A 14,222-nucleotide genomic window follows, 5' to 3' on the forward strand; every position below is an offset into this window, starting at 1 on the left:
CCGCCGGTCCGTGTATGACCTGTCGTCACCACAGCCTGTCTCGGGGGCACGTGTCGAACCATTCTCACCCGCGGCCGGGAGCCATGTCGTAGGTGACCCACATCGTGCGGGTGGCCACCTGGTCGTACTTGGCCCGCGCCCGGTGGTTGTCGTCCGCCGTGATCCAGCGGACCACGCTCCAGCCCCGTTCGGCCGCGAGCCCGCGCAGCGCGCCGAGCAGCAGGTCGGCGGCGCCCGAGCCGCGGTGTTCCGGTGCCACGAACAGGTCGTCGAGGAAGCAGCCGACCGTCGCGGAGAGGGGTCGGGCGAAGGGGCGGTAGTGGGCCAGGCCGAGCAGCCGCCCCGCGGTGTCCTCGGCCACCAGGGCGCTCACCTCGTGGGAAGGATCGGTGACCCACGACCACACCGTGGCCGCCGCCTCCTCGGTCTGCTCCACCCGGTAGAAGTCGGCGTAGCCGCCGTACAGGGCGCGCCACTGCGCGAAGTCCCCGGACCGAACGGCGCGCACGGTGATGTCGGACATGGGGCTGGACTCCTGGGATCGAAGGCGGTGCGGAGCATCGATCATGCGGGAATCCGGCCGCCGGCGCAGGTGCCGCGGTGTCGAAACGGGGACGGCCCCGGTGCCACCGTGGACGGTGGCGCCGGTCGGCCCCCGTCCCTGGTCGCCGACGGCCCGGTCAGCGCTCCGAGGTGTTGATGTTGACGAGCCAGGTGATGCCGAAGCGGTCGGTGCACATCCCGAAGACGTCGCCCCACATCTGCTTCTCCAGCGGTACCGAGACCGTGCCGCTGCCGGAGAGCCGGTCCCAGTAGCCGCGCAGCTCGGCGGCGTCCTCCCCGCTGACGCTCACCGAGACGTTGGTGCCGGGGTTGTGCTGCGTCCCCGGAGGGTTGTCGGCCCCCATGAGCGTGAAGCCGCTCGTGGTCTCCAGCATGCCGTGCATGATCCGCTCCGCGGCGTCGCCGGCCTGCTCCCCGCCGAAGTCGCCGTACGTGTTCAGCGACAGGGTGCCGCCGAAGACCTCCTTGTAGAACTCCATGGCCTGCCGGGCGTCGCCGTCGAAGCTGATGTACGGGTTGAGGCGAGAAGGCATGGGGCATTCCCTTTCTGGCGGTCTGTCTGGAATTGCAGGTTAGGTGAGGGGAGGACGGCGCGCGGGGAACCGTGGTGGACTCGGCAACGGACCGTCACCAAGCTGTGAAGCTTCGGCGGGATCCTGGTCCCAGGTCGCCGGCACCGGCCCGGCCCGGCCCCGCGCGTGTCGCGCCTCACTTGGGGGGATCACCATGAGCACCGTCAGCAGAACCGCCGTCGCCCTCGCTGCCCTGTCCGCACTCGCCCTGACCGCCTGCGGACCCACCGGGGACGACGCGGCGGGCGGGACCGGCACGCCGTCCGCGACCGCGAGCGCGACCGCGGGTCCGTCCCCGTCCGGCTCCGCCTCACCGGTGAAGTCCGCGACGCCTACGGCGAAGCCGGCCAAGCCGACGAAGCCCGCTCCCGGTGCGAGCGCGCCGACCGGCCCAGACTTCGACGTCTTCCCCTGCAGCACCTTCGACGTGACCTTCACCGCGAGCCTGGCGGAGCCCACGACCAGCAGCTACCTGCTGAAGATCACCAACAAGGGGACGAAGGCGTGCCGGGTGCTCGGGCACCCCGTCGTGACCTTCGGCGCTCTCGACGGCCAGGCCACCGAGCGGGGTAGCGCCCCCGGCATCGAGGACGCGATCAGGCTCGAACCGGGCACGTCGGCCTACGCCGGACTCATGGGCGGTGCCGTCGACGGCACCGGCAAGACCGTCGACTCGATCGCGATGACCATGAACACCGAGTCCGACCTGGCGCAGACGCCGCTCAAGGCCCCGACCCCCGGTCTGCACGTCTCCTCCACCAAGAACTCCGTGACCCCCTGGATGGACAACGCCGAGGACGCGCTGAGCCTGTAGCCCCGACGGGTGACCGTGGCCGTGCTGCGGCGGGTCGTGGGCGGGCGCCGCGGGGGACCGTCAGGAGACTTCCGGGCAAGTGGGGCCGCCCACGCCGCAGAAGGAGCACCTCATGCTGGAAAGACAGCGTCGCAAGAACACCACCGCCGTCACCTTCGTGCTGCCCGGCGGAGACCCGCCCGGCCCCGTCAGTGTCGTGGGCACCTTCAACGGCTGGCAGCCGGGTGCCCACGTACTCGAACCCCGGCCCGACGGCATGCGGGCCGTCACCGTCGCGCTGCCCGCGAAAGCCACGCACGCCTTCCGCTACCTCGCGGCCGGGGACTACTGGTTCAACGACGCCGGCGCCGACGGGCAGGACGGACCCAACAGCCGTCTGAACACCTGACGTCCGCCCGTCGAGCCGCACGCTCCGCACCGGCCCGCCCGCCGCTGCGGAGCGTTCGCGCGCCACGGCCCCGCGCAGCGCGTACGAGGTCAACGCACGGCGGCGGGAGTCACCACAACGGGGGATCCGCTCCCCGGCGCCCGCGTGTGCGCGCCGGCCGCCCGTCCGGAGGTGCTACACAGCGGCATCCACCTGGACCGGACCCGAGGAGCGGACGGATGATTCAGAGCCCGGCGGCCGGCAGCCGCCCCGAAGGCGGCGCCACCGTGACCGGCGGGGGCACGGACCCGGACGGTGCCGAGGACAGGGCCGTGTTCGCCACCGCGACCGGCATGGTGATGGCACTGGTGCCCTGCACCGCCGAGAGCGCCCGGCGCGTCCTCGCTGACGCGGCCCGGGCGGCGGGCGTCACGCTCCGGCTGATGGCGCGCACGGTCGTCGCCACGCGCGCCCGCACCGCCGAGGTGGACCCGGACTGCGAAGGGGCGCTGCGCACCGCGATCGGGCACGCCCGGGCACCGCACCCCCCTCCGCCGCCCGCAGCGGGAACGGTCCTGCCCGCCCCGGACGTGCTGCGCCGCCACCTGGACCTCCTGCGGGCCGTGCGCCGCCGTACGCTGGCCGCGCCCGACGACCCGGCGCTGCGCGCCGCGCTGGAGGACGCCGCGTACACGCTGTGCGTCCTGATGGGGCAGCGCCACACCCACGGCGCGCTGCTCGCCGCCGAGGAGCGGGTGGCCGCTCACCGGCTTCCCCCGTCCGCGCCCTCGTCCGCGCCCCCGGCGTCGGTGCCCGGCCGCACGGCCTGACCCGTGCCCCCGCCGCCCAGGGCCGCGACGGCCGCCACCAGCCGGTCCCAGAACGGTCCGGCCTGCAGCCCGACGGCGACCCGGGCGTTCACCGGCCGCCCCAGGGTGCCGTGCAGGTCCACCACGGTCGCCCCGCGGGTGTGCCGGCCGTGGAGTTCCACGGCCACGTGCGCGTCCACACAGGTGACCAGCCCGGGGTCGATGACCCGGGCGACCGCGACCGGGTCGTGGACCGGGGGAGCGGGGAACCCCCACAGCTGCCGGTAGGTGCCCGCGAAGAAGCCCAGCAGCTCGGCGCAGATCCGCCCGAGATCGGTGTCCAGAGCCTCGAAGCGGGCGACGACCTCGGGCGTCGCGAGGGCCTGGTGGGTCACGTTCAGGCCGCACATGGTCACCGGTACTCCGCTGCGGAAGACGATGTCGGCGGCCTCCGGATCGGTGTGGATGTTGAACTCGGCGGCCGGGGTCCGGTTGCCCCGGTCCGTGGAGCCGCCCATCAGCACGATCTCCCTGATCCGGCCGGTCAGCTCGGGGTACCGGGTCAGGAGCAGGGCGATGTTCGTCAGGGGCGCCGTCGGCACCAGGGTCACCGGCTCCGGGTGTCCGGCCAGGATCCGCCGCAGCAGCTCCACCGCGTGCTCGGGCTCGGCCGCCAGCGAGGGTTCGGGGAAACGGGGGCCGTCGAGCCCCGACACCCCGTGCACGTCCTCGGCGACCCGCAACGGCTCCACCAGCGGTCCCGCGCAGCCGGCGGCGACCGGTACCCCGGTGATGCCGGCGACCGTGCACACCCGCAGGGCGTTCAGGGTGGTCTTCTCCACGGTCTGGTTGCCCGCCACCGTGGTGACGGCCAGCAGATCGACCGCGGGGTCGCCGGCGGCCAGGAGGATCGCGAGGGCATCGTCGTGCCCCGGATCGCAGTCGATGACGATCGGAACGGGAACGCTCAAGGCCGGACACCTCTCCTCGGTCCGCGGCCGCGGCCGTGGACGCCACCGGTTCCAGTGTGCGCACCGGGGGGCCGGCGCACAGCGCTTGCGGCGGCCGGCGCGGCGCGGACGGTCCGTTTCGTCCGCTTGTGTGAGGAGTGGGGCGGGTGGGCAACCGCCCTGCGACGGGTCCGGCCGGATGCCGGGGCGGCGATCGGAGGAGCGGTGCGATGACCACGAACAGCCGTGACGTGTTCGGTGTGCCCTGCTGGGTCAACCTCACGGCGCCCGGCCTCGCGGAGGCGGAGGAGTTCTACGGCGGGGTGCTGGGCTGGACGTTCCGCGCCACCCGGCTCGGCGAGAACTTCCGCATCGCCCTGCTGGACGGCCGGCCCGTCGCCTCGGTCGGCGCGCTCGCCCCGCACCTCACCGTGCCGACCGCGTGGACGCCGTACTTCGCGGTCGACGACGCGGAGGTGACCGCCGCCCGCGTCCGTGAACGGGGCGCGACGATGGCGGTGGGGCCGCTCGCCTTCGCCACCGGGAGGGCCGCACTGGCCGCCGACCCGTCCGGGGCGGTCTTCGGTTTCTGGGAGGGCGAGGTGGTCCAGGAGTGGCACGCCGGACAGGAGGACGCCGCGGCCTGGGTGGAGCTCCGCACCCGCGACGCGTTCGCCGCCGCGGTGTTCTACGGGGAGGTCCTCGACTGGGCCTGCGAGCGGCCCGGATGCTGCGACGTGGCCTACGAGCACGACCACGTGGTGGTGCGCCGCGGCGGCCAGACCGTGGCGCGGATCGACGCCGGGGCCGTGGAGAACGCCCCGGACCCGCAGGTGCGGCCCCGCTGGCACGTCCACTTCGCCGTGGCCGACCTCGATGGCACGGTCGACCGCGCGGCCCGGCACGGGGGCGGGGCGGTGACCCCCGTACGGTCCTCCCCGCGGGACCGCCGGGTCACCCTGCGCGACCGGAGCGGGGCCCTGTTCACCGTCAGCGAGGACACCGGCTGAACCGGCTTCCCGGGGGCGGTGCAGCGGAACTCCCCGGACCCGCAGGGCGGCACGCGGCGGCGAGTGCCCGCCACGGCGCCGGCGCCACCGCCGGCCCGCGCCGCCCGGGCGGACAGTGTCAGTGGTGTGCGTCACAGTTGAGGGAAGTTGCCGGTACGTACCTCCCGTCCGGGGTGATCTCCATGCAGTACGCGATCCGGGCCGACGGCCTGGCGAAGCGGTTCAAGCAGACCCGTGCACTGGCCGGCGTGGACCTCCAGGTGCCCGTCGGCAGCGTCCTCGGCCTGCTCGGGCCCAACGGCGCGGGCAAGACGACCGCCGTCCGCATCTTCGCCACCCTCCTCCGGCCGGACGAGGGCCGCGCGGAGGTCGCCGGCCACGATGTCGTCCGGCAGGCCGGCCGGGTGCGTTCGGTGATCGGGCTCACGGGCCAGTACGCGGCCGTCGACGAGAACCTGACCGGCACCGAGAACCTGCTGATGATCGGGCGGCTGCTGGGCATGCCGCGCGGCGCGGCCCGCGCCCGGGCCGTCGAGCTGCTCGACCGCTTCCGGCTGGGCGAGGCGGCGGGGCGGGCCGCCAAGACGTACTCGGGCGGCATGCGGCGGCGCCTCGACCTCGCGGCGAGCCTGGTGGGGCGGCCGCAGATCCTCTTCCTGGACGAGCCGACCACCGGACTCGACCCGCACAGCCGCGGTGAGGTGTGGGACATGCTGCGCGTTCTCGTGGCCGAGGGCGTCACGGTGCTGCTGACCACGCAGTATCTGGACGAGGCGGACCGGCTGGCCGACAGCATCGTCGTGATCGACAAGGGCAAGGTCATCGCCGACGGCACGCCCGACGGGCTGAAGGCGCAGGTCGGCGGCCAGGTCCTGCAGCTGCGGCCGGCCCGGGCCACGGACCTCGCCCCGGCGCACGCCCTGCTCGCCGAGACCGCGGGGTCCCTGGCCAAGATCGAGGGGGACGAGATCACCGTGCCCGTCAAGGACCCGGAGCTCATGCCGAGCGTGGTCCGCCGGCTGGACCAGGCCGGCATCGCGGTGGCCGAGCTGACCCTGCGGCGCTCCTCCCTCGACGAGGTGTTCATGGTCCTGACCGGCCACCGGGCGCAGCCGCAGACCGCGGCGGGCGACGGCGACGGCGAGGACGAGCAGTACGCGACCGCCGGGAGGATGTCATGACCACCGCCTCCGCACCCGTGACCGGCGCCCTCGGCGCCGGCGGCCGCGTACGGCCCCTGGCTGCCCTGCGGCAGACCGCGACGCTCGCCTGGCGCAGCCTGGTCTCCGTCAAGCACAATCCGCTGGAGCTCGTCGACTACAGCATCTCGCCGATCATGTTCGTCTTCCTGTTCACCTACGTCTTCGGCGGACAGATGGCCGGTTCCCCGGAGGCGTACCTCCAGTACGCACTCGCCGGGATCATCGTCCAGAACACGCTCTTCATGAGCATGTACACGGCCATGGCGTTGAACACCGACCTCACCAAGGGAGTCTTCGACCGCCTCCGCAGCCTGCCCATCGCCCGCTCGGCTCCGCTCCTCGGGCGCATCACGGCCGACCTGGCCAAGCAGCTCTGGGCGATGCTCCTGATGCTCGCCCTGGGCACCCTGCTGGGCTTCGACATCACCGGCGGCGTCGCGGGCTTCGTCGGCGGGCTGCTCCTGCTCCTGGTCTTCGCCGCGGCCATGTCGTGGACGGCCGTGCTGATCGGGATGCTGGCCGGGGACGCGGAGAAGGTACAGGTCTTCGCCTTCACACTGATCTTCCCGATCACCTTCACGAGCAGCGCGTTCGTGATGGTCGACACGATGCCCGGCTGGCTCCAGGCCTGGGTGAACGTCAACCCCGTCACCCAGCTGTCGGACGCCTTCCGCGGACTGCTGCTCGGTACCCCCGCCGGCGAGCCTGTCATGTGGTCCCTGATCTGGGCGGTGGGCATCGCCCTCGTCTTCGCACCCCTCGCGATGCGGGCCTACCGCCACCGGGTCTGACCGGCTCCCGCGGCGGACCCCGGCGGGCCGCCGGGTCAGTCGGACGACGGGGCCAGCACCACGAAGTCCGCGCCCGCCGGGTCGAGGCAGACGGCCAGCCGCCCGACGCCCTCGGCGTCCTCCGGCCCCATCTGCAGGCTCCCGCCGTTCCCGGTGACCGCGGCGACCGCGTCGTCGCAGTCGGTGACGGCGAAGACCGGGTGCCAGTACGGCCGCCCGCCCGTGAGGGCGAGCTGCTCGGCGGGCAGCTCCATCACGCCGCCGTGCATGCGCTCCGCGGGCTGCCCGGCGGGCGTCACCAGGGAGTACGTGCCCCCGCCGCCCGGCAGTTCCATGTCGCTGTACCACCAGCCGAAGACCCCGCCGTAGAAGTCCTTGGCCGCCGCCGCGTCGCTCGTGTACAGCTCCGTCCACGACAGCGAGCCCGGCTGGTCCACCAGCTCCACGCCCTTGCTCGTGCCCGGCTGCCAGACGGCGAACTGGCCGCCCAGCGGGTCGCTGTACTGGGCCATCCGCCCCCACTCGTCGAGGTCCCGCGGCGCCACCCGCACCGTGCCCCCGGCCCGCTCGACGGCCTCGGTGACGGCGTCCGCGTCGGGGACGCTGTAGTAGATCATCCAGGCCGGGCGGGCGCCCTCCTCGGTGAGCTTGCCGAGCCCGGCGACGATCTTCCCGTCCTTCCGGAACATCCCGCCCTCCATGTCCTCCCCGTCGCCCATGGACTCGTAGTCCCAGCCGAGCACGGCGTCGTAGAACGCCGCCGCGGCGGGCACGTCGGGAGCGCCGAGGTCGATCCAGCAGGGGGCGCCCGCGGCGAAGTCAGTGGTGATCATGGTGTTCCCTTCGCGTGGCGCGCTACCGGAGCTGGGACAGGTCGACCGAGTCGGCGGGCGCGGGGGGCTGGGGGCGGACGGGCTCGTCGAAGGCGGAGAAGGTGGCCTCCACGCGCTCCCCGGAGGCCTTGGCCCCCTGGATGCGCAGGAGGTACGGCTCGTCCTGCGTCGACACCAGGTAGGTGCCCGTGTCGCCGCCGCGCTTGCCGGTCACCGTGATGGCCGGACGGCCGTCGACGGTGGTGCGTGCGCCCTTCTCCAGCTGCTCGTTCGCCGGCTTCGAGGAGAACTCCCTCTTGAAGTAGTCGAGATCGCAGAACTGGGCGAAGTCGCGCAGCATCATGTTGTCCGTGGTGCCGTGCAGGTAACGGCCGTTGATGAGCGCGATCGCGTCCTCGGCCGCAGGGCCCGGCACCTGGGCCCGGAGCAGGGCGTCGTCGAGCTTCATCCACACGTCGTCGCCGCGTTTGATGACGTCGGCCCTGCCGGATCCGCCGGGAGGCGTGACGGTGCCGACGCAGTTGCCCGCCTCGTCGAACCGGATGTCCAGGCCGGTGGTGCCCGGCCCCTCGGTCACCTTGGCCACCATGCGCATGGACGTCACCTCGGACATCGCCTTGCGGGAGGCTTCGGCGATGGCCTGCGCGCTCTTGTCGGCCATGCCGTTGTCGTCGGCCAGGGCGGCGCCGGTGCCGGCGCCCGCGAACACGATCACACATACGGTTCCCACAGCCACGCGGCGGGCCGCGGCTGCTGCCCGGGGTGCGGACATCGGGCGTCACCTCCCTCGGGCCGCCGCCGGACGGCGACAGGTGGCACCCTGCCCTCCGGCGCAGCCGGTCACCGGATCAGCGTAGGTCCGCGCCGCGGCCGCCGCAGCCCGGGCGGCGCCGGCGCCCGCCCCTCCCGGCCTCCCCGAGCCCTTCCACCTGCTCAGCCGCTGACGATCCTTGCGACCTTCCGGACGTCTTCCACCAGCCTGGCCTGCAGGAGGGACTCCGCCTCGCCGACCGGACCGTCCCTGCCGGACAGGACGGCCGCGGTGAAGGCGGCCAGCGCGTTGCGCACCTGGTCGTCGGCGGGCATCGCCAGCTCGGTGAGCCGGTCCTGCTGCTGGAGCCGGACCACGGGCTTGAGCACCTCCGGCGGGGTGTACGCCCGTTCCACCGAGATCCGTCCCGTGCCACCCCACAGCGCGTAGCGCGACCGGTAGGAGTGCCGGAAACCGAACTCCAGCTGCGCCGCAACGCCGTCCGGGGCGCACAGCAGCGCCGTGCCCGCGACGTCCACCCCGGTCGCTTCGTCCACCCGCAGGGTGGCCGCCAGCACCTCCGGCTCGCCCGACAGGTACATCTGCGCCGTGCGCAGCGGATAGACGCCGACGTCCAGCAGCGCGCCGCCGCCGAGCGCGGGCGCGTACCGGAACCCCGCGGGATCCAGCGGCGGCACCCCGAACGAACCGGAGAGCACCTCCAGCCCGCCGATGGCACCCGACGCGACGAGCGAGCGGACCCCGGCGTGCTGGGAGTGGTGCAGGAACATGAAGTTCTCGGCGAGGATCCGGCGGTGCCGCCGGGCGAGCTCCATCAGCTCGGCGGCCTCCGCGTGGGTCGTGCACAGCGGCTTCTCGCACAGCACGTGCTTCCCGGCCCGCAGCGCCTCGGCCACCTGCTCGAAGTGCAGCGCGGGCGGCAGCGGGACGTACACCGCGTCGATGTCCTCCCGCTCCAGCAGCGTCCGGTAGCCCTTGACCCCGGCGCACCCGAACCGGGCCGCCGCCCGCTCCGCCTTCGCGGCGTCCCGGCTGGCCACCGCGACGAGCTCGGCCGAGTCGGCCGCCGCGATGGCCGGGAGCATCCGGCGCAGCGCGATGTCCGCGCAGCCGAGCACGCCCATGCGGACCCGGCGGCCGCCGGCCCCGTCCCGTCCGGTGGGGACAGGACTCACAGCGTGGCCAGCACGTCGTGGAGTGCGCCGATCACCTTGTCCTGCACCGCCGGGTCCAGCGAGGGGTACATGGGCAGCGAGAAGATCTCCTCGGCCGCCGACTCGGTGACGGGCAGGGAGCCCTTGGCGTATCCGAGGTGGGCGAAGCCCGTCATGGTGTGGACCGGCCACGGATAGCTGATGTTCAGCTGGATGTCGTAGCCCTTCAGCGCCTCGATGATCGCGTCGCGCCGCGGGTGTCGGACCACGTAGACGTAGTACACGTGGTCGTTGCCCGGTGCCGTACGCGGCAGGACCAGACCGGTGCCGGCGAGGCCCTCGGCGTACCGCCGGGCCACCGCCCGCCGGCCCTCCACGTAGTCGTCGAGCCTGCGCAGCTTGCGGCGCAGGATCTCCGCGTGCAGCTCGTCCAGGCGGCTGTTGTGCCCCGGCGTCTGAACGACGTAGTAGCGCTCCTCCATGCCGTAGTACCGCAGCCGCCGCAGGGCCGCGTCCACGCCGGGGTCCGAGGTGATGACGGCGCCGCCGTCGCCGTAGGCCCCGAGGACCTTCGTGGGGTAGAACGAGAATCCTGCCGCGGCTCCCCAGGTACCGGCGAGGCGGCCGCCCCGGCGGGCGCCGTGCGCCTGCGCGCAGTCCTCGAAGACCAGCAGGCCGTGCTCGTCCGCCACGGCCCGGAGCGCCGTCATGTCCACGCACTGGCCGTACAGGTGGACCGGGAGCAGGCACTTGGTGCGTTCGGTGACGGCCGCGGACACCTGCTCGACGTCCATCAGGTAGGTGTCGGGGTGGACGTCGACGAAGACGGGCGTGGCGCCCACGGAGTCGATCGCCACCACGGTGGGCGCGGCGGTGTTCGAGACCGTGATCACCTCGTCGCCGGGGCCCACCCCGATCGCCTGGAGACCCAGCTTGATCGCGTTGGTGCCGTTGTCGACGCCCACGGCGTGCCCGACCCCGTGGTAGGCGGCGAACTCCTCCTCGAAGCCGCGCCCGCTGGCGCCGAGCACGAGCTGTCCCGACCGCAGTACGGTCTCGACGGCGTCGTGGATGTCCTCCCGCTCGTTCTCGTACTCGCGCAGGTAGTCCCATACGTAAGTGGTCATGGCTGAGTCACTGTCTCCGCTCGTCTCCGGCACGTGTCTGTCTGGGTCCTACTGCCGTACACCGACGAACAGACCGCGGCCGGTCGGGTCGCCGGGGAGGTACTCGACGGTGCACCCCGCGTCGGCGAACGCCGCGAGGTACTCGTCCTTGGTGAACAGGGTGAGGACGTCGACCTCGGTGAACTCCCGGATGCCGGAGCTGTCGCCGACCAGGAACCGCACCTCCATCCGGGTCGCGCGGCCCTGCAGGGTCGAGTGCGAGATCCGCGCCACGGTACGGCCGTTCTCCCGGCCGAGGTCCCCCGCGACGTACCCCTCGACGTGGTCCTCGGGGAACCACCACGGCTCGATGACGAGTACCCCGCCGGGGCGTACGTGCCGGGCCATCGCGCGCACCGCGTCCCGCATGTCGGCGACGGTGCCCAGATAGCCGATGGCGCAGAACATGCACACGACCGCGTCGAAGGTGCGGCCGAGGCCGAATGCGCGCATGTCACCGGGGTGGACGGTCACCGCGGGCAGCCGCCGGTGGGCCAGCTCCCGCATGGGCGCGGCGATCTCCAGACCTTCGGTGTGCTTGAACAGCGTTCCGAAGGTCTCCAGATGGGCCCCGGTGCCGCAGGCCACGTCGAGCAGGGAGTCCGCGCCCGGGCACCGCGCCCGTATCAGGTCCGTGACGTGGGCGGCCTCCGCGGGCCAGTCCTTTCCCCGGCTGCGGTAGAAGATCTCGTAGACCTCCGCCAGCTCCTGTCCGTACATCTCTCTCCTGTCGGGGTCGGTGGGGGTGTCGGTGTCGGGCCCGTCGCAGGGGCCGGTCAGTCGTCGACCATGGCGACCGCCCTGGTCCAGCCCGCGCCCGCGCCCGCGATCTTCACGGGGAAGCAGACGACGGTGAACCCGTACGGCGCGGGCAGGGCGTCGAGGTTCGCCAGACGCTCGATCTGGCAGTACTCCCGGTCGCGGCCGGCGAAGTGCGCCGGCCACAGCACCGAACGGTCCCCCGTGCTCCGGTAGCGCTCGATGATGTCGGTGAACGGGGCGTCCAGGCTGAACGCGTCCGTCCCGATCACCCGCACCCCCAGGTCCAGCAGCAGGTTCACGGCCGGGCCGTCCAGCCCGGCGAACTCGGTGAAGTACTCCGGGGTGCCCGCCCGTTCCGAGGCCCCGGTGCGCAGCAGGACGATGTCCATCGGCGCCGGGGTGCGGCCGATCCGCCCGAACTCCTTCTCCAGCCGGCCGGCCCCGACGGCACCGGTCGGCGCGTCGGTGAGGTCGAGCACGATCCCCGGCCTGCAGAACCACTCCAGCGGCATCCGGTCGATGTGCCGCGGCACGCCGTCGCCGTAGCCGGCCCGGGAGCCGTAGTGCGACGGGGCGTCGACGTGCGTGCCGGTGTGCGAGGTCAGCGTGATCCGGTCGAGGGAGAGGAACTCCCCGTCGGGCAGCTCGTCCGGGGAGAACTCCAGCCCGAAGTGCGTCCGCATCTCCGCGCTCATGTGCTCCGCCCCCTGACGGGGCGTCAAGACCTCGTGCACCACCGGATCCGGCTCGTAGGCCGCGGCATCCACCGCCGACGACAGGTCGATCAACCGCACACGGACCTCCTACGCACCGAAACCGCTCGTACCGACGAGCAGATCGTGCTCGGCGCCGACGGAGAAGCGCTCAAGCCTCACTCGGCTCCCGCGCGTCACGTTCGAGCCGAAGTCGAAGGGCGTCGGGAATCGTTCGCGGGTGCGCCCGTTCGCCCCGAACGGGACCAGCGTGAGGAGGACGCGGTGGCAATGCGGACGGGAACCTCGTCGTCGTTCGATGCCCTCTATGCCGAAGTGCAGCAGTTCTACGCCGATCACATGCACCTGCTGGACGCCGGTGACGGCGCGGGCTGGGCGCAGACCTTCACCGAGGACGGTTCGTTCGCGCCGCCCTCCCTGCCCGAACCGGTCGTCGGCCGGGCCGCCCTGGCCGCGGGGGTCGACAAGGCCGCCGCGGCGCTGGCCGAGGCCGGCGAGGTGCACCGGCACCTGCTCGGCATGGTGTCGGTCAGGCCGCGGGAGGACGGCACCCTGAGCGTGCGTTCGTACGCGCAGATCATCGCGACGCCGCGGGGCGGCAGCCCCCGGCTGCACCTGATGTGCGTGTGCGAGGACGTGCTCGTCCGGGTGGAGGGCGAACTGAAGGTACGCGAACGCCGCGTCAGCCGTGACGACCGGCACCCGTGACCGCGGCCCCGCCGGGAACCGCCGTGACCACGGGAGACGACGCCGAAAGGAGGGCGCGGTGGCGACCCCGCGTGACGTGACAAGGCCCGGTGCGGTCGCCGTGCTGGGCGCGACCGGCACCATCGGACGACAGGTGACCGCGGCGTTCGCCCGCGCGGGCCACGAGGTCCTCGGCGTGGCCCGGCACCCGGCCCCGCACGCCGCCGCGCACCCCTTCGTCCCGCTGGACGTTGCGGCGGCGGATCCCCGGGACATCGCCGCACTCCTCGCCGAGCACCACGTGGAGGTCGTGGTCAATGCCACGGGCGGATGGGTGGTGACCGAGGAGGCGATGCACCACGCCCACGTGCGGCTGGTGGAGCGGCTGCTCGCCGGCGTCGCCATGCTGCCCGGCCGCCCCCGCGTCGTCCACGTCGGCAGCATCCACGAGTACGGATTCGTGCCGCCGGACCCCGACGGCATCGACGAGTCGGTGACCCCGGAACCGAGCACCCCGTACGCCCGGACGAAACTGGCCGGGTCCCGGGCCGTACTGGCGGCGGCCCGGGCCGGGGACGTCGACGGGGTGGTGCTGCGCCCGGTCAACGTGTGCGGCCCGCACCCGTCGGAGGCGAGCTTCCTGGGCACCGTCCTCAACCGCCTGCGCGCACTGGCGCCGGGGGAGCGGCTGGAACTGGTGATCGCCGACGCGGCCCGCGACTACGTCGACGTGCGCGACGTGGCCTCGGCGGTCCTGCTGGCCGCGGACGGGGCGGCGTCCGGCAACGTGTTCAACATCGGGCGCGGTGAGGCGCCCACGATGCGCGAACTGGTCACGACCCTGGTCGAGGCGGCCGGATTCCCGCCCGGGACGGTCGAGGAGACCGGCGGGTCCGTCGAGAGCAAGGGCGGCGGCTGGACCAAGGCCGACGTCCGGCGCGCGGAGCGGGTGCTGGGCTGGCGCCCTGCCATCGGGCTGCGCGCCTCCCTGCACGACATGTGGAAGGCGGCGGGCTGAGCCCCGGCCGCCGTCCCCGGCGCTCGTCGGCGAGCGCC

18 protein-coding genes are annotated in these 14,222 nt (G+C 73.3%); 8 read left to right on the forward strand and 10 right to left on the reverse strand.

Features of this window, described 5'->3' with window-relative positions; translation table 11 throughout:
• Positions 1–64: 64 nt before the first annotated feature.
• Both IH80_RS0102610 and IH80_RS0102615 read right to left on the reverse strand, forming a co-directional pair.
• On the reverse strand, positions 65–523 hold the full coding sequence (locus IH80_RS0102610) for a GNAT family N-acetyltransferase (protein WP_030957309.1): 459 nt from the start codon (positions 521–523) through the stop codon (positions 65–67).
• A 157-nt stretch (positions 524–680) separates the two neighbouring features.
• Positions 681–1,097: a VOC family protein gene (locus IH80_RS0102615; RefSeq protein WP_030957310.1), complete on the reverse strand. Its 417-nt coding sequence runs from the start codon at positions 1,095–1,097 to the stop codon at positions 681–683.
• A 193-nt stretch (positions 1,098–1,290) separates the two neighbouring features.
• On the opposite strand from IH80_RS0102615, the gene IH80_RS0102620 reads away from it, so the two are divergent.
• The 3 genes from IH80_RS0102620 (at position 1,291) to IH80_RS41405 (ending at position 3,147) form a co-directional block, all read left to right on the forward strand.
• Positions 1,291–1,950 carry a DUF4232 domain-containing protein gene (locus IH80_RS0102620; RefSeq protein WP_030957311.1) on the forward strand — a complete coding sequence of 220 codons (660 nt, stop codon included), beginning with the start codon at positions 1,291–1,293 and terminating at the stop codon, positions 1,948–1,950.
• A gap of 112 nt (positions 1,951–2,062) precedes the next feature.
• Complete coding sequence (locus tag IH80_RS0102625) at positions 2,063–2,338, forward strand: isoamylase early set domain-containing protein (RefSeq protein WP_030957312.1); 276 nt, start codon at positions 2,063–2,065, stop codon at positions 2,336–2,338.
• 218 nt (positions 2,339–2,556) lie between these two features.
• The gene (locus tag IH80_RS41405; RefSeq protein WP_037878645.1) at positions 2,557–3,147 is read left to right on the forward strand and encodes a DUF5133 domain-containing protein; all 591 of its coding nucleotides are present in this window, start codon (positions 2,557–2,559) and stop codon (positions 3,145–3,147) included.
• On the opposite strand, the gene IH80_RS0102635 is transcribed toward IH80_RS41405, so the two are convergent.
• Positions 3,081–4,097 (reverse strand): nucleoside hydrolase, encoded by a 1,017-nt coding sequence (locus tag IH80_RS0102635; RefSeq protein ID WP_063757239.1) that lies wholly within the window; start codon positions 4,095–4,097, stop codon positions 3,081–3,083. The genes IH80_RS41405 and IH80_RS0102635 overlap by 67 nt on opposite strands.
• Positions 4,098–4,306: 209 nt before the next feature.
• Here IH80_RS0102635 and IH80_RS0102640 point away from each other — a divergent pair, with 209 nt between their 5' ends.
• The 3 genes from IH80_RS0102640 to IH80_RS0102650 all read left to right on the forward strand — a co-directional run bounded on the left by IH80_RS0102640 (position 4,307) and on the right by IH80_RS0102650 (position 7,079).
• Positions 4,307–5,086, forward strand: coding sequence for a VOC family protein (locus IH80_RS0102640; RefSeq protein WP_030957315.1), 780 nt, complete (start codon positions 4,307–4,309; stop codon positions 5,084–5,086).
• 182 nt (positions 5,087–5,268) lie between these two features.
• Positions 5,269–6,267 carry a daunorubicin resistance protein DrrA family ABC transporter ATP-binding protein gene (locus tag IH80_RS0102645; RefSeq protein WP_037878711.1) on the forward strand — a complete coding sequence of 333 codons (999 nt, stop codon included), beginning with the start codon at positions 5,269–5,271 and terminating at the stop codon, positions 6,265–6,267.
• Positions 6,264–7,079, forward strand: coding sequence for an ABC transporter permease (locus IH80_RS0102650; protein ID WP_030957317.1), 816 nt, complete (start codon positions 6,264–6,266; stop codon positions 7,077–7,079). Before IH80_RS0102645 ends, IH80_RS0102650 begins: the two co-directional genes overlap by 4 nt.
• A 35-nt stretch (positions 7,080–7,114) precedes the next feature.
• Here the strand turns inward: IH80_RS0102650 and IH80_RS0102655 are convergent, their stop codons facing one another.
• The 7 genes from IH80_RS0102655 to IH80_RS45245 all read right to left on the reverse strand — a co-directional run bounded on the left by IH80_RS0102655 (position 7,115) and on the right by IH80_RS45245 (position 12,818).
• Positions 7,115–7,912 carry a VOC family protein gene (locus tag IH80_RS0102655; RefSeq protein ID WP_030957318.1) on the reverse strand — a complete coding sequence of 266 codons (798 nt, stop codon included), beginning with the start codon at positions 7,910–7,912 and terminating at the stop codon, positions 7,115–7,117.
• 22 nt (positions 7,913–7,934) lie between these two features.
• Positions 7,935–8,684 (reverse strand): hypothetical protein, encoded by a 750-nt coding sequence (locus IH80_RS0102660; RefSeq protein ID WP_158943259.1) that lies wholly within the window; start codon positions 8,682–8,684, stop codon positions 7,935–7,937.
• A gap of 161 nt (positions 8,685–8,845) precedes the next feature.
• Positions 8,846–9,808, reverse strand: coding sequence for a Gfo/Idh/MocA family protein (locus tag IH80_RS0102665; RefSeq protein WP_030957320.1), 963 nt, complete (start codon positions 9,806–9,808; stop codon positions 8,846–8,848).
• A gap of 47 nt (positions 9,809–9,855) precedes the next feature.
• The gene (locus IH80_RS0102670; RefSeq protein WP_030957322.1) at positions 9,856–10,965 is read right to left on the reverse strand and encodes a DegT/DnrJ/EryC1/StrS family aminotransferase; all 1,110 of its coding nucleotides are present in this window, start codon (positions 10,963–10,965) and stop codon (positions 9,856–9,858) included.
• Between the two features lie 48 nt (positions 10,966–11,013).
• Entirely contained in the window at positions 11,014–11,724 is a 711-nt protein-coding gene (locus IH80_RS0102675; RefSeq protein WP_030957324.1) for a class I SAM-dependent methyltransferase, read from the reverse strand.
• 56 nt (positions 11,725–11,780) lie between these two features.
• Positions 11,781–12,560: a cyclase family protein gene (locus tag IH80_RS0102680; protein ID WP_030957326.1), complete on the reverse strand. Its 780-nt coding sequence runs from the start codon at positions 12,558–12,560 to the stop codon at positions 11,781–11,783.
• Positions 12,561–12,569: 9 nt separating this feature from the next.
• Positions 12,570–12,818 carry a hypothetical protein gene (locus tag IH80_RS45245; RefSeq protein WP_199819204.1) on the reverse strand — a complete coding sequence of 83 codons (249 nt, stop codon included), beginning with the start codon at positions 12,816–12,818 and terminating at the stop codon, positions 12,570–12,572.
• Here IH80_RS45245 and IH80_RS0102685 point away from each other — a divergent pair, their 5' ends adjacent.
• On the forward strand, positions 12,819–13,187 hold the full coding sequence (locus IH80_RS0102685; RefSeq protein ID WP_234432093.1) for a nuclear transport factor 2 family protein: 369 nt from the start codon (positions 12,819–12,821) through the stop codon (positions 13,185–13,187).
• 58 nt (positions 13,188–13,245) lie between these two features.
• A complete protein-coding gene (locus IH80_RS0102690; RefSeq protein WP_199819199.1) occupies positions 13,246–14,184 on the forward strand; it encodes an NAD-dependent epimerase/dehydratase family protein in 939 nt (312 codons plus the stop codon).
• Positions 14,185–14,222: the final 38 nt, after the last annotated feature.

It is taken from the genome of Streptomyces sp. NRRL S-378 (assembly GCF_000720645.1).
Classification (GTDB): Bacteria; Actinomycetota; Actinomycetes; order Streptomycetales; family Streptomycetaceae; genus Streptomyces.